25 protein-coding genes and 1 pseudogene are annotated in these 23,916 nt (G+C 61.5%); 11 read left to right on the top strand and 15 right to left on the bottom strand.

Annotation, left to right across the window (positions count from 1 at the left end):
* Window positions 1-47: 47 nt before the first annotated feature.
* On the top strand, window positions 48-1,007 hold the full coding sequence (locus GO014_RS15380; RefSeq protein ID WP_157291184.1) for a DnaJ C-terminal domain-containing protein: 960 nt from the start codon (window positions 48-50) through the stop codon (window positions 1,005-1,007).
* Here the strand turns inward: GO014_RS15380 and GO014_RS15375 are convergent.
* Window positions 1,004-1,942, bottom strand: a complete 939-nt coding sequence (locus GO014_RS15375) for an L-threonylcarbamoyladenylate synthase (protein ID WP_157291183.1) — start codon at window positions 1,940-1,942, stop codon at window positions 1,004-1,006. The genes GO014_RS15380 and GO014_RS15375 overlap by 4 nt on opposite strands.
* 62 nt (window positions 1,943-2,004) lie before the next feature.
* Between GO014_RS15375 and GO014_RS15370 the strand changes: the two genes are divergently transcribed.
* From GO014_RS15370 to GO014_RS15355, 4 genes are all read left to right on the top strand, one after another.
* The gene (locus GO014_RS15370; protein ID WP_343030987.1) at window positions 2,005-2,931 is read left to right on the top strand and encodes a histone deacetylase family protein; all 927 of its coding nucleotides are present in this window, start codon (window positions 2,005-2,007) and stop codon (window positions 2,929-2,931) included.
* Between the two features lie 30 nt (window positions 2,932-2,961).
* Window positions 2,962-3,213 (top strand): exodeoxyribonuclease VII small subunit, encoded by a 252-nt coding sequence (locus GO014_RS15365; protein ID WP_116589375.1) that lies wholly within the window; start codon window positions 2,962-2,964, stop codon window positions 3,211-3,213.
* An 88-nt stretch (window positions 3,214-3,301) separates the two neighbouring features.
* The gene (locus GO014_RS15360; protein ID WP_157291181.1) at window positions 3,302-3,901 is read left to right on the top strand and encodes an SCO family protein; all 600 of its coding nucleotides are present in this window, start codon (window positions 3,302-3,304) and stop codon (window positions 3,899-3,901) included.
* Window positions 3,902-3,942: 41 nt separating this feature from the next.
* Window positions 3,943-4,632 (top strand): TlyA family RNA methyltransferase, encoded by a 690-nt coding sequence (locus GO014_RS15355; RefSeq protein WP_157291259.1) that lies wholly within the window; start codon window positions 3,943-3,945, stop codon window positions 4,630-4,632.
* Between the two features lie 145 nt (window positions 4,633-4,777).
* Here GO014_RS15355 and GO014_RS15350 read toward each other — a convergent pair whose 3' ends face one another.
* The 3 genes from GO014_RS15350 to uxaC all read right to left on the bottom strand — a co-directional run bounded on the left by GO014_RS15350 (window position 4,778) and on the right by uxaC (window position 7,839).
* Complete coding sequence (locus GO014_RS15350) at window positions 4,778-5,284, bottom strand: CAP domain-containing protein (RefSeq protein ID WP_157291180.1); 507 nt, start codon at window positions 5,282-5,284, stop codon at window positions 4,778-4,780.
* 4 nt (window positions 5,285-5,288) lie between these two features.
* Window positions 5,289-6,098, bottom strand: a complete 810-nt coding sequence (locus GO014_RS15345) for an aminoglycoside phosphotransferase family protein (protein WP_157291179.1) — start codon at window positions 6,096-6,098, stop codon at window positions 5,289-5,291.
* 322 nt (window positions 6,099-6,420) lie between these two features.
* Entirely contained in the window at window positions 6,421-7,839 is a 1,419-nt protein-coding gene (uxaC, locus tag GO014_RS15340) for a glucuronate isomerase (RefSeq protein WP_157291178.1), read from the bottom strand.
* Between the two features lie 223 nt (window positions 7,840-8,062).
* On the opposite strand from uxaC, the gene GO014_RS15335 reads away from it, so the two are divergent.
* Window positions 8,063-8,218, top strand: coding sequence for a hypothetical protein (locus GO014_RS15335; protein WP_157291177.1), 156 nt, complete (start codon window positions 8,063-8,065; stop codon window positions 8,216-8,218).
* On the opposite strand, the gene GO014_RS15330 is transcribed toward GO014_RS15335, so the two are convergent.
* The 5 genes and pseudogenes from GO014_RS15330 to GO014_RS15310 form a co-directional block, all read right to left on the bottom strand.
* Window positions 8,215-8,679, bottom strand: a complete 465-nt coding sequence (locus GO014_RS15330; protein WP_157291176.1) for an EAL domain-containing protein — start codon at window positions 8,677-8,679, stop codon at window positions 8,215-8,217. The genes GO014_RS15335 and GO014_RS15330 overlap by 4 nt on opposite strands.
* Window positions 8,669-9,190: pseudogene (locus tag GO014_RS15325) on the bottom strand (ATP-binding protein); the annotation flags it as partial. The pseudogene GO014_RS15325 and the gene GO014_RS15330, both read right to left, overlap by 11 nt.
* A complete protein-coding gene (gene istA / locus GO014_RS15320; protein ID WP_157291175.1) occupies window positions 9,180-10,709 on the bottom strand; it encodes an IS21 family transposase in 1,530 nt (509 codons plus the stop codon). The pseudogene GO014_RS15325 and the gene istA, both read right to left, overlap by 11 nt.
* A gap of 219 nt (window positions 10,710-10,928) precedes the next feature.
* The gene (locus GO014_RS15315; protein WP_157291174.1) at window positions 10,929-11,105 is read right to left on the bottom strand and encodes a hypothetical protein; all 177 of its coding nucleotides are present in this window, start codon (window positions 11,103-11,105) and stop codon (window positions 10,929-10,931) included.
* 122 nt (window positions 11,106-11,227) lie between these two features.
* On the bottom strand, window positions 11,228-12,010 hold the full coding sequence (locus GO014_RS15310; RefSeq protein WP_157291173.1) for a FadR/GntR family transcriptional regulator: 783 nt from the start codon (window positions 12,008-12,010) through the stop codon (window positions 11,228-11,230).
* Window positions 12,011-12,124: 114 nt separating this feature from the next.
* Between GO014_RS15310 and GO014_RS15305 the strand changes: the two genes are divergently transcribed.
* Genes GO014_RS15305 through dgoD form a run of 4 tightly spaced genes read left to right on the top strand, consistent with a single transcriptional unit; the run spans window position 12,125 to window position 16,164 of the window.
* Window positions 12,125-13,141, top strand: coding sequence for a TRAP transporter substrate-binding protein (locus GO014_RS15305; RefSeq protein ID WP_207785204.1), 1,017 nt, complete (start codon window positions 12,125-12,127; stop codon window positions 13,139-13,141).
* Between the two features lie 52 nt (window positions 13,142-13,193).
* On the top strand, window positions 13,194-13,703 hold the full coding sequence (locus tag GO014_RS15300) for a TRAP transporter small permease (RefSeq protein WP_157291172.1): 510 nt from the start codon (window positions 13,194-13,196) through the stop codon (window positions 13,701-13,703).
* Window positions 13,700-14,974 (top strand): TRAP transporter large permease, encoded by a 1,275-nt coding sequence (locus GO014_RS15295; protein WP_157291171.1) that lies wholly within the window; start codon window positions 13,700-13,702, stop codon window positions 14,972-14,974. Before GO014_RS15300 ends, GO014_RS15295 begins: the two co-directional genes overlap by 4 nt.
* An 11-nt stretch (window positions 14,975-14,985) precedes the next feature.
* Window positions 14,986-16,164, top strand: a complete 1,179-nt coding sequence (dgoD, locus tag GO014_RS15290) for a galactonate dehydratase (RefSeq protein WP_343030985.1) — start codon at window positions 14,986-14,988, stop codon at window positions 16,162-16,164.
* Window positions 16,165-16,250: 86 nt separating this feature from the next.
* On the opposite strand, the gene GO014_RS15285 is transcribed toward dgoD, so the two are convergent.
* The 6 genes from GO014_RS15285 to GO014_RS15260 form a co-directional block, all read right to left on the bottom strand.
* Window positions 16,251-17,318, bottom strand: a complete 1,068-nt coding sequence (locus GO014_RS15285; RefSeq protein ID WP_157291170.1) for an ABC transporter ATP-binding protein — start codon at window positions 17,316-17,318, stop codon at window positions 16,251-16,253.
* A gap of 16 nt (window positions 17,319-17,334) precedes the next feature.
* On the bottom strand, window positions 17,335-18,159 hold the full coding sequence (locus tag GO014_RS15280) for a carbohydrate ABC transporter permease (protein ID WP_157291169.1): 825 nt from the start codon (window positions 18,157-18,159) through the stop codon (window positions 17,335-17,337).
* Window positions 18,156-19,007, bottom strand: coding sequence for a carbohydrate ABC transporter permease (locus tag GO014_RS15275; RefSeq protein ID WP_104891719.1), 852 nt, complete (start codon window positions 19,005-19,007; stop codon window positions 18,156-18,158). The genes GO014_RS15280 and GO014_RS15275 overlap by 4 nt, the downstream gene beginning before the upstream one ends.
* 123 nt (window positions 19,008-19,130) lie before the next feature.
* Window positions 19,131-20,435, bottom strand: a complete 1,305-nt coding sequence (locus tag GO014_RS15270; RefSeq protein ID WP_210252466.1) for an ABC transporter substrate-binding protein — start codon at window positions 20,433-20,435, stop codon at window positions 19,131-19,133.
* 109 nt (window positions 20,436-20,544) lie between these two features.
* Entirely contained in the window at window positions 20,545-21,702 is a 1,158-nt protein-coding gene (locus tag GO014_RS15265; protein WP_157291168.1) for a serine hydrolase domain-containing protein, read from the bottom strand.
* Window positions 21,699-22,655, bottom strand: a complete 957-nt coding sequence (locus tag GO014_RS15260; protein ID WP_179952986.1) for a glycoside hydrolase family protein — start codon at window positions 22,653-22,655, stop codon at window positions 21,699-21,701. The genes GO014_RS15265 and GO014_RS15260 overlap by 4 nt, the downstream gene beginning before the upstream one ends.
* A 160-nt stretch (window positions 22,656-22,815) precedes the next feature.
* On the opposite strand from GO014_RS15260, the gene GO014_RS15255 reads away from it, so the two are divergent.
* Complete coding sequence (locus GO014_RS15255; protein ID WP_157291167.1) at window positions 22,816-23,841, top strand: LacI family DNA-binding transcriptional regulator; 1,026 nt, start codon at window positions 22,816-22,818, stop codon at window positions 23,839-23,841.
* Window positions 23,842-23,916 lie beyond the last annotated feature (75 nt).

Here is a 23,916-nt window from a genome sequence, read left to right as displayed (position 1 = left end):
ACTTCAATTAAGGGGCGAACAATGCCCCAAGACAAAGATTGGACCCAATGCGCGATCCTTACACCGTACTTGGGGTGTCGCGGTCCGCAAGCGAGAAGGACATAAAGTCCGCCTATCGCAAGCTGGCCAAGAAGTACCACCCCGACCAAAATCCTGGCGACCCGACGGCGCACGGCAAGTTTGCCGAGGCGACGCATGCCTATGACCTGCTTAACGACAGCGAAAAGAGGGGACAATTTGACCGCGGCGAAATCGACGCTGACGGCAATCCGCGCTTTGCCGGCTTCGGCAATGGCGGCTTTGGCGGTGCGCGCGGGGGTGCCCGGCCCGGTGCCGGTGCCGGTGCGGGTGGCTTTTCCGCCGAGGATATTCTCAAGGAGTTCATGAGCGGTTTTGGCGGACAGCCTCGCGGCGGCGCAGGTGCGCGCGGCGCTGCGGGCGGCGCACAGTGGGACCCGTTTACCGGCACTGCCACCGGCGGCGCTGGCGGCCGCATGGGCAAGGGCGACGACGTGGTCGTCAATGTCACCATATCGCTCGAAGACGCGCACAAGGCGGCCTCCGTACCGGTGCGCATGCCGAGCGGCAAGGTGCTCTCGGTCAAGCTGCCTGAAAAGGTCGAGGAAGGTCAGCAGATTCGCCTCAAGGGCCAGGGCTCGCCAAGCCCCTATGGGGAACCGGGCGACGCGCTGGTGACAGTGCGTTTCGAAAAGTCGAAGACTTTCCGCAAGGATGGGCATGACGTGCGCACCGATGTGCCGGTAACGCTTTACGAAGCGGTGCTGGGCGCCAAGGTGCGCGTGCCGACGCTGGATGGTTCGGTGGAGCTCACCCTGCCCCCGGGCATGGACACTTCAAAGGCCCTGCGCCTCAAGGGCAAGGGGCTCTATGGTGATGGCGATCTCTATGTGAATATTCGCGTGGTGCTGCCGCCGGGCGGCGATGCGGATCTGGAAGCGCTGGCGCGTTTCATGCGCGATCAGAATCCGTACAAGGTGCGCGACTAGGTACGCGGCGCTGCGGCCCGCCTCAAACGATCGTTGATCGCCTCGCCCAGACCCGTTTCGGGGATGGGCGCGACGGCGATCATCTGGGCGCCCATGGCATCGAGTTCGTGCAGCATGGAAAAGAGGTTGCGGGCGGCCTCGTGCAGGTCTTCACCTTCTGAGAGGTTGCGCACAAGACTATTATGCGGGGCCAGGGGACCGAAGGCCAGATAGGCCTCGCCCGGCATCGGGGTGGTGTTGAGGCGAATGCCCGCATTGGGCGCATAGTGGCTGAGCAGCATGCCGGGCGCCGATATCGCTGCGCCCGCTTCGACCTGTTCCACCTGCCGGCCGATGGCGTCCTCGATCTCCTGACGAGAAAGCGCGCCAGCGCGGAGCTGAACCAGCCTGTCTGCGTCCACCGCAAGAATTGTGGATTCAACGCCCGCCTTGCAGGGGCCGCCATCGAGCACGGGGACTTTGCCGGCAAAGCCCTTGTGGACCTGTTCGGCCGCCGTGGGTGAGAGCTTGCCCGAGGGATTGGCGGATGGTGCGGCAAGAGGCCGGTCTGCGGCGCGCAAAAGTTCAAGCGCCAGGGGGTGGTCGGGCACACGCAAGGCAACCGTATCCAGGCCGGCCGTGACAATGTCAGTAAGCCCGTGTCCCGGGCGAAGCGGCAGGACGATGCTGAGCGGTCCGGGCCAGAAGGCTTCTGCCAGTAGACGCGCCAGGGGCGAGAACTCCGCAAAGCGCTCTGCCATGGTCAGATCGGCGCAATGCACGATCAACGGGTTGAAGCGCGGCCGGCCCTTGGTCTCATAGATGGCCAGCACGGCATCGGGATTGGTGGCATCGGCGCCAAGCCCATAAACCGTCTCGGTGGGGAAAGCGCAGAGCTGCCCGGCGCGCAGCAGCATGGCGGCTTGTTCAACGGTCGTGGGGAACGGGTCTGACATGCGCGGTGTTTGACAACAGGGAATGCCCGCGTCAAGACGAGATGGAACATGCGGAGAGCCAAGTGACGACGCTTCTGGTCAGCCAGCCCAATTTTGCCGATCACCTGACACCGCAAGGGCACCCCGAACGCGCTGATCGGATCCGGGCGGTGGAAGAGGCGCTGGCCGGGGCCCAGTTTGCCGCGCTCAAGCGCCGCAATGCGCCCTTTGGCGACATCACGCTGGCCGAGCTGGTGCATGACGGAACTTATCTCGCGCGCCTGCGTGACGCACGTCCAGCCGAAGGCATTGGGCAATTGGATGCCGACACCTTTATTTCGGATGGATCGATGGGTGTGGCGGCCACCGGTTTAGGCGGCGCGCTGGCGGGGCTCGACGCGGTGCTGCTGGGGGAGGTGGACAATGCGTTTTGCGCCATTCGCCCGCCCGGGCACCACGCTGAAATCGCTCTGCCCATGGGCTTTTGCCTGATCAACACTGTTGCCATCGTGGCGCGGGAGGCACAGCGAAAATATGGTGCCGAGCGCGTGGCGATTGTCGATTTCGATGTGCATCACGGCAATGGCACGCAGGACATTTTCAAGGACGATCCGAGCGTGTTCTACGCGTCGAGCCACCAGATGCCGCTGTTTCCCGGCACCGGCAGCCCTTCGGAAACCGGAGTAGGCAATATCGTCAATGTGGCCCTTCCTGCCCATTCGGGTGGGGAAGCGATGCGGGAGGCCTACACCGATATCATATTGCCAGCACTGGAGAACTTTGCGCCGGACCTGCTGCTGATCTCCGCCGGATTCGACGCGCATATCCGCGACCCGCTGGCCCAGCTTGAGTGGGTGGACGGAGATTTTGGCTGGGTCACGGCAAAGTTGATGGAGGTGGCGCAAAGGCGCTGCAGCAATCGCATTGTGTCACTGCTCGAAGGTGGCTATGACCTCAAGGGACTTGCAGGGGGCGTGCGAAGCCATGTTTCGACCCTCCTGGACCTGTAAGATGAACGAATTTTAAGCGAGCGGACGAGAATGGCTGACACGGCACATGACGATGTGAAATCGCTGAGCTTTGAAGCGGCGCTGGAACAGCTCGAGCAGATCGTGGCCAAGCTCGAAAGCGGCAAGGCTCCGCTGGCGGAGTCGATCGCCATCTATGAGCGCGGGGAGGCCCTCAAGGCCCATTGCGAAGCGCTGCTCAAGACTGCCGAAGCGCGGATCGAGAAAATTACGCTCAATCGCGAAGGCAAGGCCGTGGGGACCGAACCACTGGACGCGGGCTGAGGGCTTTTCGCGGATACCCCCACCCAACCTCCTCCTGATAGGGGAAGGAGCGCAATAGTGTCTGCCGAGACATCGAGATTTTAGGCCCATGACGACCAACAACACCCTTCGCAATTTCCGTATCGTGCTCTGGGTGCTGGTGGCTGTGGCGGCGATCGGGGCGACGGCGCTTTATGCTTTTCGCCCGCCGCAGCGGCCGCTGGGCGTGACAGGGCAGGAGTTTGCGCTGGCCTCCACTCAGGGCGGCAGCTTCACCCAGAACGATCTGCGTGGCACGCCGAGCCTGATCTTTTTTGGCTATACGTTCTGCCCCGACGTGTGCCCGACGACGCTGGCGGAAACCACGGCCTGGCGCGCCCAGCTCGGGCTGGCACCAGAAGAACTGCGGATCATCTTCGTGACGGTCGATCCCGAGCGGGACACACCGGAAATGGTCAAGGCCTATGTCGAAGGATTCGATCCCAGCGTGATCGGGCTGGTGGGCAGTGTCGAGGAAACCGAAAGGGCCAAGGCCGCCTTTGGCGTGTTCTCGGAAAAATCGGGCGATGTGGACAGCGAATTCTATCTTGTCGATCACACCGCGCTGACGTTCCTGATCGACGCGGATGGTACCTTTCAAGGCACGATTGCCTATGAGGAGGCCAGCGACACCGCGCTTGGCAAGATCGAGCGCATGGTAAAGGGGTGAGCCGCATACGGCTTGACCTGGCGCTGGAACAACGAGGGTTGATGCCCAGCCGGGCGCGTGCCCGCGATGCCATTTTGCGTGGCACGGTCTCAGTCAATGGCGCAGCGGCGAAAAAGCCCAACCAGATGGTGGGGCCAGATGATGTGCTGGCCCTGGATGATCCGGCGGCAGGCTATGTGTCCCGCGCTGCTTTGAAGCTGCTCGCAGGGCTCCATGCCGGAAAAATCGATGTTGGCGGCAAGACCTGCCTTGATGTCGGTTCATCCACAGGTGGATTTACACAAGTGCTGCTCGAGCGCGGCGCGGCCAAGGTCTTTGCCGTCGATGTCGGGCATGACCAATTGCACCAGAGCCTGCGCGATGATGCGCGCGTGGTGAGCCTGGAAGGCACCAATGCTCGTGATCTCGACCAAGAGAACATTGCCGACCCAATTGACCTTCTGGTTTCAGATGTCAGCTTTGTGTCGCTGACCAAGGTTCTGGCGGCGCCGCTGGCCCTGTGTGGACCGGCGGCCGATGCGGTCATTCTGTTCAAGCCGCAATTCGAGGTGGGCCGAGAATTTGTCGGCAAGGGCGGGATTGTCAGCGACGCTGCGGCGACCGAGAGGGCGATGGCCGAGGTAGTGGCATTTGTGACCGATGCTGGGTTTGCATTGCGGACGCGGGTGGTTTCGCCGATTGCCGGCGGCGACGGGAATGTCGAGACGGTGCTGGTGTTCGGCCGGGGGTGAACAGGCGATCAAGACACCCCCACCCTACCTTCGCCAGGAGGAGGGAGACGATGAACAATTGGTTCCCTGACCGTTGCCCCCGCCATTCGAGCTTAGCTCACATGACCTTTTCGCCTAAAATCGCTCCGCCGGAGTCGGCGAGGCACTAAGCCTGAACCCACGCCTCATAGGGGCCACCCGCGATCAGGGCCCAATACAGCTTGCCCGAATTGGTGCGGGCAAAGGCCAGGCCGAATTCGGTGAAGCGATTGGACAGCAAGGTGTTGCGGTGGCCCTGCGAAGCGAGCCAGCCTTCGATAGCGGTAGGGAGGGTCTTGTAGCCCTTTGCTACGTTTTCGCCCACGGCGAGAACATAGCCGGCTTCCGAGACGCGCTGGCGCAGGGTAACGCCGAGGTCATGGCTGAGCGTGTCTTTGCTGGCCATCAGCCGTGCCTGGGAGCGTGCGGCCGCTTCCAGTTGCGGGTTATAGCGCCAATTGCCAGCGCCATTGGCGCGGCGGACGGCGTTGACCGTGGCCACGATCTGGTCGCGCGTGAGGTCTTCTGGCCGGTCGGATACCTTGGCGGGCAAGGGTGGGATGGTTGAAGCGCAGGCCGAGAGCAGGGACGCGGAGGCCAGGACCAGGGCGGCACGGCGGGTATAGCGAGTCATGGGGTCAGGCCTGATCGTATGCGCTCAAGAGATTGGGCAGAATGGCAAGATCGGTGGTGACGGGTTTGCCATCGGCCAGATCCCAGCAGACCGAAAGGCCCGAATGGGCGGCGGCAAAGCCGAGCACGCGCTTGCGATTGAACCCCAGCCGAGCAGCGAAAGCATCGGCCATGGCGTTGATACGCTTGGGATCAGCCGCCAGCTTGGTGGCGCCGGACGGGTTGCGGAACGCGTTGGCGACTTCATAATGCGGATCGCCAACCAGACCTTTTGGGTCGATGGCCAGCCAGCCTCGATCAGACGAGATGATATTGTCGTGGTGCAGGTCGCCATGCAGCGGAATCTCCGGCATGGGCTTGTCGAAAAGTTTCAGCGCAATGCCGGCGGAGCGCGCGTAAAGATCGCGGGCGGTATGGGGCCAGGCGCGCACATCGGTGTCGAACAGGGCCTGGAAGCGTTGCCGCAGCGGCAGCAGATCGGCCGGCGCATCGGCGCGATGGCGGTGGAGATTGGACGCAACGGTGGCGAGGGCCGTGGTGGCCTCGGCGTCGCGGCCATTGCGGGCCGCCTCGCCCAGGGTGCCGCCGTCGAGCCATTCCATGAAGATAGTATCGCCATGCATGTCGAAGACCGTGGCGGCGCCATCGCCTCCATACCAGGACAGTAGCCGCGCGCCCCTGCCCTCCTCTTCAGACACAGCGCGCTTGAGAATTTTAAGGGCAGCGAAGTTGCGCCCATTCTGTTCGACGCGGAAAATCCAACTGCGCGGCGTCTCCGCCACAGGCGTGGACTTGGTCAGGGACCAACGGATCATGGCACGGCTCAACGCCGTTTCGACGGGGGACTGATTCACCATTGCGCCATTAGAGCAGAAGCGTGAAGACGATTCGACGGTTCTGTGCACGTGACGCGAGAAGGTGATGGAAGTGAGGCGGAATGTGTTTGTCGGGTGCCCCAACTGGCGCTGCTGAGGTGAGGACTGAAGGCGGTCACCCCACCCTACCTTCGCTACGACCCTGTGGGCCTAGCGCCGCTACCCTCCCCATCAAGGGGAGGGAGGGATGAACACTAGCGCCTCAGCCGAGGCGCCCCTCCTCTGAAGGCGAGAGCATGAGGTGACGTGACCGCGCCGTATCCTACTTTATTCTGTAGGCGTCTTTCGCTGCCTGATAGCTCAGATGCCTGGCGATTTCTGTGGCCGAGGATTTGCTGAGGCGGTTTTCGGCGACCCAGTTGGCCAGGAACCCGCTGACTTCGCGGCGCCAGACATCGTGCCGGGCGGGAATGGAGAGCAGAGCGCGGGTGTCGTCGTTGAAACCAGCGAGATTGTAGAAGCCAGCGGTTTCGACGACCTGGTCGAGATAGCGGCGGATGCCCTGCGGGCTGTCGTGGAACCACCAGGGCGGACCGATCATCAGCGAGGGCCAGTAGCCGGCCATGGGAGCCAGTTCGCGGGCATAGGTGGTCTCATCAAGAACGAACATGATGATCTGCAGGTTCGGCTCATTGCCACACCGACTCAGCAGCGCCTTGAGACCGCCGACATAGTCGGTCGGCCCCGGGATATCGGCGCCCAGATCGGCGCCGCGCTCGTCAAACAGCAGCGGATCGGTGTTGCGGCGCGAACCGGCGTGGATCTGCATGACCATGCCATCTTCGACCGAGAGAAGCGCCATTTCGGTCAACATCTGGGCGCGGAACAGCTCTGCGTCACTGGCGTCGTGGCGGCCAGCCAGCACCTTGTCGAGCAAGGCCTGCTTTTCATTGAGCGGCAGATCGGCGGTGTTGGCCGTGGGCACGCCATGATCGGTGGCGACAGCGCCAAATTTGCGGAAATATTCGCGGCGCTTGCGATGGGCGTTGATCAGCCCGTCCCATTTGCGGATGTCTTCGCCGGTGAGCTCACCGAATTTGTGCAGGTTTTCGACAATGGCGGCGCGGCTCGGGTCGGTGACGTCGTCCGGGCGATAGGTGGTGCGGACCTGGCCGATCAAGCCCTGTTCGGCCATTGACTGGTGATGGGCCAGCGGATCGAGCGCGAATTCGGTGGTGGCGATGACCTCGACCTTGAAGCGATCGAGAATCGCGCGCGGCAGCAGATCGGGGGACGCCAGCTTGGCGTCGATGGCATCGTAGATGCTGTCGGCGGTTGCGCCGGACAGTTCCTCGGTGATGCCTAAGACCGCATGCAGGGAATGGTCGATCCAGGTTTTCGACGGCGTGCCGGCGAACAAATAGTAGTTCTCGGCGAACAGCCGCCAGGCCTTGCGGCCATCGGTTTGGATGGCCTTGCCATCCTTGCGGGGGATGCCCAGCGCATCATAGCTGATGCCGCGGCTCTTGAGCATGCGCAGCACATAATGGTCCGGCGTCAGGAACAGCGCGGTGGGGCTGGCAAAGCGGCCGTTCTGCGCGAACCAGGATGGATCGGTGTGGCCGTGCGGACTGATCAGCGGCAGGTCGCTGACGGCGCCATAGAGTTCGCGCGCAATGGCACGCGCCGGCTCCGAGGCGGGAAACAAACGGTCGGGATGGAGATGGCTTGGCTGGGTCATGGGGGAGGTTGTGCCACGTTAATCAGGTAGTTTCAATATCTTCCATACAAGATGGGATCGCTGGGGATTTGAAACAAATTAACCGCAAAGGGAGAACGCGCTTGGATGGTGGGAGGCTCGCGGTATCCTCGATGCCATCAAGGGTAAGAAACGGCCCAGCAAGGCGGCTGCCCGGCAAACACATTGCGTTCCCTTTGGAATGGCGTGTTGCGGAGGCGGCAAGATGACCCATCTCGATCTCGACCAGTCCGGCTCGGACCTGACCCGACTGCGGCGCGGCGTTCCGGCGCAGCGCCGGCGGCTGATGGTGCTATCGGGCTTTGCGTGTGCCTTTGCCATGGTTGGCGTGGCCGCGGCAGTGCTGAGCGCCCTGCTCTAGCCCGAGGCGCTGGCAGAAACGCGCCAGGGCAAGTCGGGCTTCTGGCCAAAAAGCTGCAACATGGGGGTCACGTCCTGGGCCGGGACGGGGCGTGAATACAGATAGCCCTGCCCCATATGGCACCCATACCGTGCCAGAATGTCGGCCCGCTGCCCGGTTTCGATGCCTTCGGCAACCACCCGCATGTCGAGCTGGCGGGCGATATCGAGAATGGCACGCGTTACCACGCCGCTGGGCTCGTCAACGCCCAGCCTTTCGACAAAGGAACGGTCGATCTTGATGATATCGACCGGAAAGCTGAGGAGATGGGTGAGCGAGGCATGGCCGGTGCCGAAATCATCCAGCGCGACGAGAAGCCCCTGTTCGCGCAGGGCCTCGACGGCCCGCGGCACGGTCTGGTCGCTATCGCCCATGAAGACGGATTCATTGACTTCAAGCACGACATAGCTATCCCAGCTCATCAAGGATAACGAGGTCGGCATAAGCGAGCCGGCCGGCAATCTGACCGGCCCGCCCCTGCATTTTCTCCTGCTCAAGCGCATTGACCAATTCCACGGTTGAGAAGAAGCGGACGCGCTTGTGGTGATGCTCGATAGCCTGGATCCCGATGGCTGTGGCGATATGGGTTTTGCCGGTGCCTGGACCGCCGACCAGAACGATATTGTTGGCGTCCTGGAGGAAGTCGCAGCGATGGAGCTGGCGCACCAATGCCTCGTTGACGCCACTGCTGGAGAAGTCGAAGCCATTGAGGTCGCGATAGGCTGGAAAGCGGGCTGTCTTGAGCTGATAGGCCGTCGAGCGCACTTCCCGCTCTGCCGTCTCGGCCTTGAGCAGCTGAGACAGGATTGGGATGGCAGCCTCGAAGGCGGGTGCGCCCTGTTCAGTCAACTCGCCGACCGCCTGGGCCATGCCATGCATCTTGAGGCTCTTGAGCATGATGACGATCGCACCAGCGGCAGGATTATGACGCATGGCGGGCCTCCGAAGCTGTGCGCAGGGCGTCGTAGCGCTCGACATTGGCCTTGGGCTCATTGGTCAGAGCCAGTGCTTGCGGGGCATTGATGGTTGGCGGCGTGATGGTCTTGCCGTCCACCAGACGGTGCAGCAGGTTCAATACATGGGTTTTGGTGGGGACGCCTGCCTCGAGCGCCATCTCGACGGCCAGGAGCACGGCATCCTCATCGTGCTGCAGGACCAGGGCGAGAATCTCGACCATCTCCCTATCACCGCCCGGCTTCTTCAGCAGATGCTGCTGCAGCGTTTTGAATGCCGGAGGCAGTTCGGCAAAAGGTGCCCCATTGCGCAGCGCACCGGGTTTGCGCTGCACGACAGCCAGATAGTGGCGCCAGTCATAGACGGTCCGGCCCGGCTGATTATGAGATCGGTCAATGATCCGATGGTGCTCGCAGATGATACCGCCTTCTGCAGCAACCACGATCCGGTCAGGATAAACCCTGAGGCTGACGGGTCGATTGGCAAAGGAGGCGGGCACGCTGTAGCGATTGCGGTCCAGATGCACCAGGCAGGTCGGCGTGACCCGCTTGGTGGATTCGACAAAGCCGTCGAACGGGCGTGGTGCCGGCATCAGGGTTGGGGCTTCTTCCATCCAGAGATCGGCAATGGTGCCGCCCATCCGGCCATGAGCGGTCTGGGACCATAGCTCCTCGCAGCGGTTCTCCAGCCAGTCGTTCAACTCATCCAGGGTTGGGAAGCGTGGAATGGGCTGCCAAAGCCGATGCCGGGCATCCTGCACATTCTTCTCGACCTGACCTTTCTCCCAGCCTGAAGCTGGATTGCAGAACTCGGGCTCGAACAAATAGTGGCTGGCCATGGCCAGGAACCGGGCATTGACGTCCCGCTCCTTGCCGCGACCAACCCTGTCGATGGCGGTGCGCATATTGTCGTAGATGCCGCGCTGCGGGATGCCACCGAACACCCGGAAGGCGTGGGTGTGGGCATCAAACAGCATCTCGTGCGTCTGCAGCAGATAGGCTCGGACAAGAAAGGCCCGGCTATAGCTGAGCTTGATATGCGCCACCTGCAGCTTGGTTCGCTCATTGCCGATGATGGCCCAATCTTCGGACCAGTCGAACTGGAACGCCTCACCCGGCGCAAAGCTCAGGGGCACAAAGGTGCCGCGACCTGTGGTCTGCATCTCGCGCTGCCGATCCGCCCGCCATTCCCGGGCAAAGGCCGCGACCCGATTGTAGGACCCGTCAAACCCCAGGCTGACCAGATCCGCATGCAGCTGTTTGAGGGTCCGCTTCTGCTTGCGGGGTCTGTTCGCCTCCGTCTTCAACCAGGCAGCCAGCCGGTCCGCAAACGGATCAAGCTTGCTCGGTCGATCGGGAACTTTGAACTGCGGCTCAATCCCGCCAGAGCGCAGATACTTGCGGATAGTGTTCCGGGACAGGCCGGTCCTGCGACCAATCTCCCGGATCGATAGATGCTCTCGAAAATGCCAGCGTCGGATAACGCTCAGTAACGCCATGTCGATCACTCCAAAGCCCCCGCTGCAACAGCCTGGGCAAGGTTCAAACATGGGTCAAATCTCGGTGGAAATATCCCAGCCTACTGGGTCACTTCTCAGTGGCAATCAACAGGCTGTGGACTTGGCGGTCATGCGTGAGCCCGATGCGTTGAAGGAAGCCATCCGCCTCGCGCAATCGCGGCACGTGCGGGTGGTCGCAGACGAACCGGTGCCGCAGTTTTATTTCGGCCCGGACGGACTGCCCACCGCGACAAAACCGGGACCATCAAGTGGTGGATGCGCAATCCGGAAAACGAGCGTTGGGCGACGCAGTTGATCCTGCCAAGTGGCAAGCGCTTCTTCCCGAATTTCGTCGTCGGCGTAGCCGGACGCGAACACGAGAACGCGGTCGTTCATATTTGGCCAACATCGGCCAATGGGGCGAACGATTGTGGCAGGAGCTTCCTCATCCAGCAACGTGCCGTGTCACGACAACAGTTAACTCTCCAGCGCCGCGAGGTTTGCAAAAGGTCGAATTCCTAGAATCCGACAGACCCCGCATTTTCAAGACCTGCGGTCCTGCGGTTGAATTCCAGCATCTGGGCCATTTCTCTTTCCGCGCCCATGGAATCCCTCGCTCGGATTGCCTCGGCCACCTTGATGTGGCCCTCGCGCGTTACCGGCTCAGGGCTCTTGGCCAACACGCCATACTCATATGAAATCCACAGCATGGTGAGGATGATGGGGCGTAGTTGTCTCATCATTAAATTGCCGGTGGCTTCCAGAATCGTAGCGTGAAAGGTGCAATCTGCGTCGAAAAGGTCCTCGACCGACCCAGAGGTCGGATGCATTGCATAGGCCGCATCCGAGATAGTCGCTACCTGCGCTTCGGTAGCTCGAACCGCAGCCAGTGCTGCTGCCTGTGGCTCGATAATGCTTCGGAGCTCGGTCGTTTCGGCGAACATGGATTGCAGCCTCGGATGGCTCGGCTCGTGCCACGCCACAACCTGAGCATCAAGAAGGCTCCATTCTTCTACCGGTCGCACCCGGGTGCCGTAGCGGCGTGCCGTTCGCACCATGCCCTTCCCCGACAGAACCTTGATCGCGTCGCGTACTGTGGTCCGGCTGACCCCCAATGAAGCCGCAAGTTCAGGCTCTGTCGGCATGATCTCGCCCGGGCGATAAACCTCATTCGCAATCCGTCGTCCCAGGTCGTCGACGGCGATCTTTGTAGCGCCAGTTGGAAGCGCCGATCCGATCACGGCGTAGAGAAGATCAGGCATTTTCGGACGCATCGCCACCTGCGCATCATCGTCTTCCATTACTCACCTTTACATATGATCTAAAGAATTGCATGATCGTTGGTGATGGTGCTCCGGAAGCCACCAAACCGCCAACTTGGCCATAAGGCCGTTCTAGGGAGGACAACTATGTTTATGACCCGCTCCGCAATCGGCGCCCTGATGGGGGTGCTTTCTCTTTCTTCGGTCAGTATGGCTGACGAAATCAAGTTCGGCATCGGTGTGGCCGAGGGTGACTACCCCGAATACAACGCTGTGCTCCGCTTCAAGGAGTATGTCGAGTTCAAGACCAATGGCGACATCACCGTCCGCCTTTTCCCAGGCAATCAGCTCGGCGGCGAGCGCGAAATGCTCGAGCAGGTCCAGCAGGGCAGCCTCGAACTGACCTTGCCGGCCGACGGCGCCATGGCCGGCTTTTATCCACCCATGCAGGTCTGGTCGGTGCCCTACATCTTTGAGAGCGCCCCAATCGCCTGGGAAGTCATGAATGGCCCGTTTGGCGATGCCATGCGTGAGGACATTCTGGAGCAGACCGGCATGCGCGCTTTGGCCTTCTCGCAGAATGGCTTCCGCTCGTTCACAAATAATGTGCGGCCGATCGTCAATCCCGACGACATGGCAGGGCTCAAGATCCGCACCATGGAAAGCCCGGTCTATATGGAAATGGTCAAATCGCTGGGTGCCACGGCCGTTCCGATCAGCGGTGCTGAAGTGGTCATGGCCCTGCGTCAGGGCGTGGTCGATGGGCAGGAAAATCCGCCCGCGGTGGTCTACAGCGGTGGCGCCGGCGAAGTGCAGAAGTACTACACTTTGAACGAACACACCTTCGGCCTCCACGTCGTGATCGCCAACAACGATTGGTTTGAATCGCTCTCTCCTGGCCACCAGCAGATCATTCAGGACGCCGCCAAGCTGGCCGCCTGGACCGAGAACCTGCAGAAGACCGAGGGCGACTGGCTCTACAGCCGCCAGTTGGAGGAAGAACTGGGGATGGAAATCCACGTCTCCACCCCCGAAGAAAAGGCCGCCTTCCGGGACGTGGTGCAAGAACCGGTGCTGCAGTTTATTCGCAGCAATGTTGGCGATGAACTGGTCGATGAACTTCTGAACGAAGTGGAGACTGTGAAGTCCCGCATGTACGGTTCCCAATAAGCGATCCCATCCGCCGCGGGCCATCGGCCCGCGGCTTTCAAGGAAACTTGCAATGCAGGCTTTCGCGAAGCGCGCTGCCTTCCTGCTCGCCCGTACCACCGAAATTCTGGCGACGCTGCTTTTGATCACCGTCACCGCGCTCAATCTCACGCAGGTCGTGGGCCGCTATGCCTTCAGCATCGGCTTTAGCTGGACCGAAGAATTGATGCGCTACCTGATGATCTGGCTGATGATGCTGGGCTCCGTGGCCGCCATCTATCGGATCGAACACATGGGGGTTGAGACCCTCGAATCCATGGTAGCACCGCGCTATGCCGCTCTGGTGCGTTCGGCCCTTTATTCGCTTGGCGCAATATTCTGCCTAGTGGTGCTGATTTATGGCTGGCCGCTCGCGCTACGCAACGCAGGTCAGGTCGCACCAGCCTCGGGCATTCCCATGATCTATCCCTATTTGGCCCTTCCTGTCGGATCGGCTCTACTGCTCATCCAGATCGGACTGTCCTGGTTCGGCGGCTGGGACGAGCACCGCAAATCGCCTGCGGCGGACGGAGAAGTGACATGATCTGGGTTGCTCTTTCCGGACTAGTTCTATTGCTGATCGGGGTGCCGGTCGCGTTTTCTTTGGGGCTGGCAGGACTGGTGGGCGTATTGCTCGCCGACATTCCGCTGTCCATCGTGACAACGCGTTTGTTCACGGGCGTGGACAGCTTCGTTTTCCTGGCGGTTCCTTTCTACATTCTGGCCGCTGAAATCATGAGCCAGGGCGGCATCACCACCAGGCTCATTGCCATTGCTTCCAATGCCACACGAAAAATGCGCGGCGGAACCGCCTACGCCAATATTGGCACATCCGTCCTGTTCGCAGGCATATCCGGTTCTGCCGTGGCCGACGCGGCTGCGTTGGGGAGGGTCTTCATGCAGGAGATGCCAAAGGAAGGCTACTCGCGCCCCTATGCGGCTGCGGTCACGGTCGCCTCCTCGATCATTGGCCCCATCATCCCACCATCGGGTCTGGCCATTCTGATTGGCGCGGTCACGGGCGTATCCATCATTGATCTGTTCCTGGCGGGCGTGGGACCAGGCATCCTGCTGGGCTCTGCCTGCGCGGCCATCGTTTTCTTTGATGCCGTCCGGGGACGCCTGCCGCGCCCGCGTGTCGCCGACCATCATGGGCCCCGCTGGCGCATGCTCGTCGAGGGCGTCGCCGTTGCCACTCTCCCGCTGATCATTGTCGGGGGTATGGTCATGGGCGCCTACACGGCCACCGAAGGTGGTGGCATCGCCGTAGCCTACGCAATTTTCCTGTCGGTGGTCGTCTTCAGAAAGATGGACATGGCCGGTCTTTGGCAAGCCTTTATGCGTGCCGCTCGCACCTCCGCAACGATCTATCTGTTGGTCGCCGCGGCCACCATCCTGTCTTATGCGCTCAATCTGCTGGGCATCTCCGGTTTTGTGCGCGAGGCGGCGCTCATTTTTCAGGATCAGCCACTGTTCTTCCTGCTTGCGCTGTCCGTGCTGATGCTCATTTTGGGCACGTTTCTCGATATCGGGGCGGCGATCCTGATATTCATGCCGCTGGTCATGCCCGCGGTCATCACGCTTGGCATCGACCCACTCCAAGCCAGCATGATCGTCATGGTTACACTGGCAATCGGTCTGGTGACGCCCCCAGTGGGCGTTGTGCTGTTCGTCATCATGCGTGTGGGCAGCATTGGCATGATCCCGCTTCTGCGAGCTCTGCTGCCCTTTCTGATCGCTCAACTCGTAGCCGTCGTAATCCTCTGCCTCGTCCCTGAAATTTCGACCTGGCTACCACAAACTCTCAATCCCTGAATGAGGCCGAAGTGAAGATAACTGCCGTTCAGACGGTGGTCGTGAACGCGATCCATCGCAATTGGATATTCGTCAAAGTACTGACGGACCAACCTGGCCTCTACGGGTGGGGCGAAGCCACGCTCGAGTGGAAAACACGCGCGGTGTGTGCCACGATCGAGGACCTTGAGCCCTTCGTGATCGGTGAGGACCCCACCCGCATCGAGCATGTCGTGCGCCGTATGACCGGGTTCAGCTTTTGGCCGCTCGGCGCTATCGGACTGAGTGCAGTCTCGGGAATTGAACACGCCCTCTGGGATATCAAGGGCAAGGCGCTTGGCGTTCCCGTTCATGACCTGCTTGGCGGGCGCGTACGTGACAATGTGGCTGTGTACACCCACCTGCGCCGCGCCAAGATCGGCGCCCAGGTTCCCACCAGCGACGTCAACGCGTTCTGCGACGCGGTGCAGGAAACCGTCGAGATGGGCTACAACGCCATCAAGCTCGGCTTCGTCCCCTACACAGGATATACAGCTCCCCTTCCCGAAATTCGCCACGTGGAAAAACTCGCGCATGCGGTCCGCGAACGCGTAGGCGACGGCGTTGAGATCATGACCGATTTTCATGGCCGTCCGGATAGCGTGGAAGCAGCGCGCGCCTATATCGATGCTATCACCCCTATCAAGCCGCTATTTGTGGAAGAGGCGATTCAGCCTGGCGATGTCGGCGCAATGGCCGAGCTGGCGCGCCAGGTGGCATGCCCTTTGGCAACCGGCGAGCGCCTCTTCACGCCGCGAGAATTCGCTGATCTCGCTGAAAAGCGGGCTGTGGCCTATATCCAACCCGATCTGGCCCATTGTGGTGGGCTGACCGGTGGTCGAAAGATAGCCGCCATTGCTGAAGCCGCCCATATGGGGATCGCGCCGCACAACCCGATGGGGCCGGTGGCGGGCGCCGTCGCATTGCATTTCGATCTCGCCACGCCCAATTTCGTCATCCAGGAAGAAGCCGTTGGTCTGGTGCCATGGTTCCGCGATATCTGCACTCAGACCTATCCGCTCGACATGCAAAATGGGGTATGGGGCGTGCCCGACGCGCCCGGCCTGGGTATCGAGATCGATGAGGCTGAGGCGGCACGACATCCGTTCGCGCAGGAAGAAATCCCCGCTCTCGAAGCCATTTTGCCCGACGGGCGCATCGCCAACTGGTGAATTCGCCAATCGGATTAGACTGTGAGGGCGGCAGTGGACTTGTCGGTCCACGCCCTCTCGCGGACGTCCTCCCGATGTAGCGCTTCTCAACCGGGGGATGGAAGACGCCTGCCATTCTCGTCAAACACGAGAGCGCTGGAAGGCTTGAAGTCGAACGCAACTGTCTGGCCGATGGCAAATTCGTCCTGACCCGGCAAGACCGCCGTAATCTCGGTCGTGTCAGCAAGCGAAACCCGCAGGATCGTCTCGTTGCCGAGCCGTTCCACCAGGCGCACTTGTCCATTCAAGGGCCCGTTTGGCGCCACTCTCAGATCATGCGGGCGGAGACCAAGTGTCAAGCTGGTGCCCGCCAAAGCACCTCGGTTGAGAGCCAGTCCTGCTGAAAGTTCTGCCGAAGAGACGTTGCCTTCTGGACGGGATGTTAGCTCCAGCAAGTTCATCTTGGGCGAGCCAATAAAGCCGGCCACGAAAAGATTGGCGGGATTATTGTAAAGCTCAAGGGGCGAGCCGACCTGCTGAACCACGCCACCATCGAGGACGACGATCTTGTCGGCCAGGGTCATGGCTTCGATTTGGTCGTGGGTCACGTAGATCATGGTGGCGCCCAGATCGTTATGGAGCCGGGCCAGTTCCATCCGCATGTCGCCGCGCAAGGCAGCGTCGAGATTGGAAAGCGGTTCGTCGAACAGGAACACATCGGGTTCGCGCACAATGGCCCGCCCAATGGCGACGCGCTGGCGCTGACCACCTGAGAGCTGCGCCGGCCGACGATCCAAGAGGTGTTCCATCTGAAGCACTTTGGCAGCATCGCGAATCTTGGCGTCACGGACTGCCTTTGGCGTGCCCGCCAGTTTCAACCCAAACCCGACATTGTCGTAAACGCTCATATGTGGGTAGAGAGCGTATGACTGGAACACCATCGCCACGCCGCGATCACGCGGCTCGATTTCGTTGACCACGCGGTCGCCGATTGAGACTTCACCGCTGGTGATATCTTCAAGCCCGGCAATCATGCGCAGAAGCGTGGATTTACCGCAGCCCGAGGGACCGACAAAGACCACAAATTCTCCATGGGCGATATCGAGATCGACGCCCTTGATGACCGGCACATCGCCGTAGTTCTTGCGGACAGACCGCAGAGTTAGACCTGACATATTTGGTGGACTCCTATTAGCCCTTCACCGCGCCCTGCATCAGGGCAGCGACGAACTGGCGCTGGAAGACGAGGAACAACGCCACGGTCGGCGCCAGAATGAGAAGCGAGCCGGCGCAGAGCAGCGGTATATCTGTGCCCCACTGGCCCTGGAAGGCGCCGAGAGCACCGGCCATGGTGCGCTGCATGGGGTCCTGCACCAACACAACTGGCAGGAGGAACTGGTTCCAAGTCCAGAGGAACAGGAGGATGGTCAGCGACATGATGGCCGGACGCGCCAGGGGCACCTGCACGAGCCAGAATTCCTTCCAGCGGGTCGCGCCATCAAGCTGGGCGGCTTCGGTCAGGTCATGGGGCACATTGAGGAAGTGGGCGCGCATCCAATAGACCGAGAAGGGCATATAGAGCCCGATCAGCGGCAGGATGATTGCAAAACGCGTATTGAGCAGGCCGAGCGCCCGCACCTCGTAGTACAGCGGGGTGATGACGGCCTCGAAGGGCAGCGTCAGACCGAACACAAAAACGAGATACAGCCATTTGTATTTGTTGCTCGTGAGCTTGGCCAGACCGTAGCCGGCCATGGTGGCGATCAGCACGGACAATGGCACGACGCCCATCACGATCAACGTGCTCGACAGCAGCAACTGATCCATCCTGGCCACTTCGAAAGCGCGGACGAAATTGCTCCATTGCGGGTCGCTCGGCCATTGCAGGCCGTTGGGATAGGTTCCCTGCGGCGCCAAAGCGGCCGAGAGCATGGATAGGAACGGCAGGAGCGTGATGATCATCAGGACGATGATCAAACCGCGAGCGATCAGGGAATTGGGGGATGCGGTCTTCATTTCTTGTCCCGCGTGAACCACTGCACAGGAGCGATGGAGATCAGCACCAGGACCATCAGCACGATGGCCAGCGCCGAGGCGAGGCCGACTTGCCGGTGGGCAAAGGCCAGACGGTAGATTTCAAGGCCCGGCACGGTGGTGGTGATCCCCGGCCCGCCCTGGGTGGAGATATAGACGATGTCGAAGCTGGCGAGCGCGGCGATGACGGTCACGGTGATGCAGACGCCGATTTCCTGGCGCAGGCCCGGCAGGGTGATGTAGCGGAACTCATGCCAGGGGCGCGCGCCATCGAGCCGGGCGGCTTCATAAAGGCTGGGATCGATCTTGGTGATGCCGGTGACCAGCAGCATGGTGCACAGTCCCAGCAGGACCCAGGCGCCGATAATGCCGACGGCGGGCAGTGCCCAGACGAAGTCGCCGAGCCAGCCGCGTGCCCAGCTCGACAGGCCAATGGCTTTCAGGGTCTGGTTGACCAGGCCAGTGGAGGCGAACATCCAGCTCCAGGCGATACCGGCCGCAACCAGCGGAATGACTTGGGGCAGGAACAGAACAGTGCGCGTGATGGTGCCGAAGCGCCCCGCCATGTGACTGCGGATGGCAGCGGCCACGGCCAGTCCAAGCAGCACCGGGATCAGCGTGAAATAGAGGACGAGCTGAAAGGCGTTGCCGATGATCTGCAGCAGATCGCTATCAGTCAACACAGTCACGTAGTTGCTCAGCCCGTAGAACTGGGCTTCGCCGATGCCGTCCCAGCGCAGGAGCGAATAGTAGATGCTCATGCAGAGCGGAGCGAGCACGAAAGCCGCATAGGCAATGAAGGCCGGCGCAACGAAGAGCCATGCCGCCATTCTGGTCTTGCGGCTCCCCCGCGAGGGGGGGAGCCGCACTCGTTCTGGCTGAGCGTCCGGAAGGGACGTCGTGATATCAGTCATGTTTCATTCCGGCCCGCTCAGGGGCGTTGGGATCCAGGCTTAGCGGGAAAGCTGGGTCTCGTATTCTTCCTGAACGGCTTCAAGCAGGCCCTCGGGGGTCTGCTGTCCACCCACCATCTTCTGCAATTCAGGGGTCCAGCCCGCAGCGAAGATGGCACCGGTCGCATTGGCGATAAAGTCCATTGCACCATTGTCCTCGGCTAGGGTCTGGCCAGCGGCCAGCGAGGCTTCGGTCACCGAGCCGGGTTTGACGGCAGGCATGGGCAGATCGGTCGGACCACCAGGGTTGGAACCACCGACGGCAACATTGATCTTGCGGGCTTCTTCATTGGTGGCAACCCAATCGAGGAAGAAGGCAGCGCAATCTGGGTTGGCAGCGTTGGCGGCAATGCCGAAGGTTAGCGGGGCGGACATGGTGGCGTGACGACCATCTTCTTCAACGCTCGGCATGATGAAGAAGCCGAACTTGCCGGCGGCATTGGCGTCGAGATTGCCAGACTCCCAGTCGCCGTTGAACATGAACAGACCCTCACCGCCGATATAGCGGCTCATCATCTGAAAATATTCGATGGCGTTGGCGTCGGAGGGAAAATAGCCTGCCTTGATCCAGGCATCGAGGTGCTGCGCCGCTTCGAGATTGTCGGGCGTGTTGATGGTCGCGCTTTCCTTCTGGAAAATCCAGTCATTGATCGGCTCGGGCGCGCCATAGGCCCCCATCAGGTTCTGCAAGGGGAAGGCCAGACCTGCGGTGCCCTTGTTCCACTGCATGATCGGCTGAATGCCGGCTTCCTTGGCGGCGGCCATCAGGGCGTCCAGTTCGGCCAGGGTCTGAGGCGGCTCGGTCATACCGAGCTGGTCGGCCAGCTCCTTGTTATAGAAGACGCCGGTCATGGAATAGTTGAGGCCCATGGCGTAGAGCGAACCGGTGCCGCGGGGGCGGCCACCCTCTTCGACACGCAACTGCACCAACTGACCCGCAGGGAATGCGTCCCAGCCGAATTCGTCGAAATAGCCATCCAGATTAAGCAGCAGGTCGTTGGCTACCAGGTCGGTCAGCGAGGGCAGACGGATCAGGTCCGGCGCATTGGCCTCGGACAGGATGCGCGGCGAGTTCTCCATCATATTGGCGAACTGGTCTTCCTTGATGTCGAAGGTGACATTGGGGAATTGCCTGGTGAACTCTTCGGCCAGCTGCCTTGGCAGCAGGAAGCCGGTTTCGAAATAGGAATTTAGCACGACCGGGTCAGTGCCGCAGCTCGGTGCGGCCAGGGCCGTTCCGGCCGTTGCGGCAACGCTGAGGCTCAGGGCGGCAATACGAAGTGCGTGGCGGGTTGTGTTTCTCACGACTACCTCCTCCAGGGTAAGATCTGCAGTGGATGTTTCCGTCTGCTAAATGGATTTAGCGCATGGGCACAAAGCTGAGTCAATATGCGCTTTGTGCCCGGCGCGACGACTAGATAACCTGACGCAGGGCCGAGATGATCCCGGTCGCACGCTGGTCTTCCGGCCCCATCATCCAATTGGTGACAAAGCCGAAACCGATCTGGCGCGCGGGATCGGCGAAACCAACCTGTCCCCCTGCACCATCATGCCCGAAACAGCCGTCGCCGAGATAGCGCCGCGCTTCGGAATCAAGCTGGAAGCCATATCCCCAGCGGGAAAATGGCGGATCACCGCCGAACACCGAGATGCCCTCGCTTTGCGTGCGGGTGGCGGTATCAATGACAGAATCATCGATCAGGCGGATACCCTTTGTGGGGACCACGGTAGCCGACCAAATTGTCGCCAATGCCTTGGCCGTTGCAACGCCCCCCGCGCCGGGAATCTCGGCGGAACGAATGCGCTGGCAATTGAAGCCGCCCTCATTCGTGACCAGATCGGCCGGCAATGCGTCGCCGAGAGTCATGGCCTTATAAGGCCAGTTTGGCGCTGGCTTTTTAGCCTCCTCTGCCCAGAGCGTAGATAGTGGCGCACTGACTTGTAGATGGGCGGCACGGTCTGCCTGGGCGTCGGGAAGCCCGATCCAGGCTTCGGCTTTTAGAGGATCCACGATCAGCTCGCGAAAATATGTGCCAGCAGACTTGCCGGTGACCCGGCGGACCAGTTCTCCGGTCAACCAGCCATGGGTCAGCGCGTGATAGGCGTAGCCCGTCCCGACAGGCCAGAGCGGCTCCTGCGCGGCCATCACCGCCGACATGCGGTTCCAATCGACGATGTCATCCTCGGTCAAATCTTCACGCGGGGCGGAGAGCCCCGCCTGATGCGCCAGCGCCTGTCCGACCGTGATATCAGCCTTCCCCGCCTGCGCGAATTCAGGCCAGTACCGGACGACGGGGACTTCGTAGTCAAGCTTTCCATCCTGCACGAGGCGGGCAATCAGGATCGACATCAGCCCCTTGGTGCAGGAGAACACGACCGAGGGCGTGTCCCGTTCCCAGGGTCGGCCAATGCGCTCATCGGCGATACCGGCCCAGAGATCGACAATGCTCTGCCCGCCAATGATGACGTGCAAGGCACCGCCCATTGTGGGGCGAGCAGCGAAAGCGGACGCAAAGGCGTCTGCCACAGGTTCGAAACCGGGCTCAACCGCGCCATGTACTTCAATCGTCATCGCGGGCTGACCTCAAGAAAACCGTCTGCACCGGTGGTGATGGGCAAGGGATCGCAAATGCCGCCTTCGAAGGCGCCATCCGCGGTGACATTATTGAATGCCAGGAGCCAGAGCTTCCCCTGCCGGTCCTGGGCGATCCTGCCGGCGTAAAGACGCTCGTCTACCAAGAGTCGCGCGGCGGCAAAATCGACCTGCCCCGGCATGTCGCCGACCGGCAGGCACCAGATGCCGCCCATGCCCCCTGCCCTGTGACCGCACAGCTTGGCGGCGTCGCAGCAAAAGACAATGTGATTTTGGCCGCCGAGCTTGATGACCTGGAAGACCTCGAGATGGGCAAAGCCTGATCCGGATGCGCTCAGCGGCGGCTCGACCGCCCAGTGCACGAGATCGGTTGACGTCGCATGGGCCATGACCCCGCGATCGGGTTCCGAACCGTCCTTGCCTCGGGCGGTGAGCAGCATATGCCAGCGCTGATCCGCCTGGCGCCAGAATACCCAGGGGTCGCGCCATGCCTCTTCGGGCCAGGACGAGGTACCCAGGGTTTCGTAGTAACGGTCATCAGCGACGCAAATGGCGCCGGGATGCTTGGTCCAGTCGAACAGGTCGGGCGATGTGGCCACGCCGATGGACTCGATATTGGCGCTGCTCTCGGGGGAGAGAAAGCGCGAGCCGGTATAGAACATGCGCCAGAGCCCGTCCGGGCCGCGCACTACGCTTCCGGTCCAGGTGGCGCTGCCATCGAAGCTGCCTGGCGCGCCAGCGTCGAACACCTGGCCGTGATTGGTCCAGTTGCGCAGATCGCTCGAGCTGGCGTGACCGATGCGGGCATTGCGGTGCCGCAGGTCTGGATTACCAAGCGATTTGGGCGCATGCAGATAGAACATGTGGTGGCGCTCGCCATCGTCAGCGAGCCAGAAATCCCACACCCAATGATCCGGCAGATGAAACGCCAATCCTCAAGCCCCTTTCCGAGGTCTTCGCAAAATGCGCAGCAATTGCCGCTTTGCTAAATCCATTTAGCACATGCTATGATGTGCATCGCTTGTCAAGCGGGGGGCGCATGGCTATCCAGTCGAAAAGCGATAACCCGGCCGTTGAGGGGACCAGAAGCCTTTGGGAAAGAAGCGTGTAACACTGGCGGACGTGGCGCGTCTGGCCGGTCTGTCAACAACGGCGGCCTCGATGATCCTGACCGGCCGGCCGGACACGCGCCTGTCGCCCGAGGCCCACAAGAAGGTGCACGACGCGGCGGCGAGCCTGGGCTATCGGCCCAATGTGGCGGCGCGCGCGCTGCGCACAGACAAGTCGCGCTCCATCGCCTTCATCTCGGACTATGTGGCGACAACCCGTTTCGCCAGCGGCCTTATTCGCGGCGCTCTGTCGGCGGCAGAACAGGCCAAGCATGTCATGCTGGTGCTCGAAACCGGAGGCGAACCGGCGCGCGAAATCCAGGCGGTGGAAACCGCCCTCGACCGGCAGGTGGACGGCCTGATCTTCGCCGCCATGCGGGCGCGAGAAGTGTTTGTCCCCGACCTGGCAATCAATGTGCCGGTGGTGATGCTCAACGGTACGAGTGCGCGGTTTCCCATTTCGGTGCTGCCGGCAGAATATGAGGGCGGACGCAGGGCCGTGGAACTGTTGGTGAGTAGCGGCATCACGAAGGACATTGTCCTCCTGGGTCATAATGCGAAGCAGGAAGAGGGCTTGTTCCGGTCCGAGACGATCTCGCGTCGGTTTATGGGCATTCGCGACGCGATGGCCGATGCCGGCCTGACCTTTGCGGCCGAGTTGAGCTGCTGGAACTGGGAACCGAATTTTGGCTACGACCTGACCCGGAAACTGCTCAAGACGCAGCGTCCCCGCGCGTTGTTGTGCCTCAACGACCGTCTGGCCTTCGGTGCCTACCAGGCGCTTGGCGAGGCCGGCATCCGCACTCCGGAAGACGTTGCGCTGGTTTCGTTCGATAATGACGAGTTGGCCTCGTATTTGCGTCCGGGCCTGACAACGATAGGCTTGCCACACGAGGAAATGGGTAGTCGCGCCGTGGAACTGCTGCTCGCGCCCTCCCGGATCCCGCAGGCCAACCTAATCGACATGCCCGTTGTGATGCGAGGTTCACTGCCCCGCAATTGCTCATAGACGAGTGTCGCTCTTCGTCGCCGTCGACCAGACCGGTGATCCCGAATGCCCGCTAACGGGCAGACGTCTCAACAC

The organism is Devosia marina, assembly GCF_009758415.1.
Classification (GTDB): Bacteria; Pseudomonadota; Alphaproteobacteria; order Rhizobiales; family Devosiaceae; genus Devosia; species Devosia marina.
This window is presented reverse-complemented; position numbering and strand designations above follow the sequence as displayed.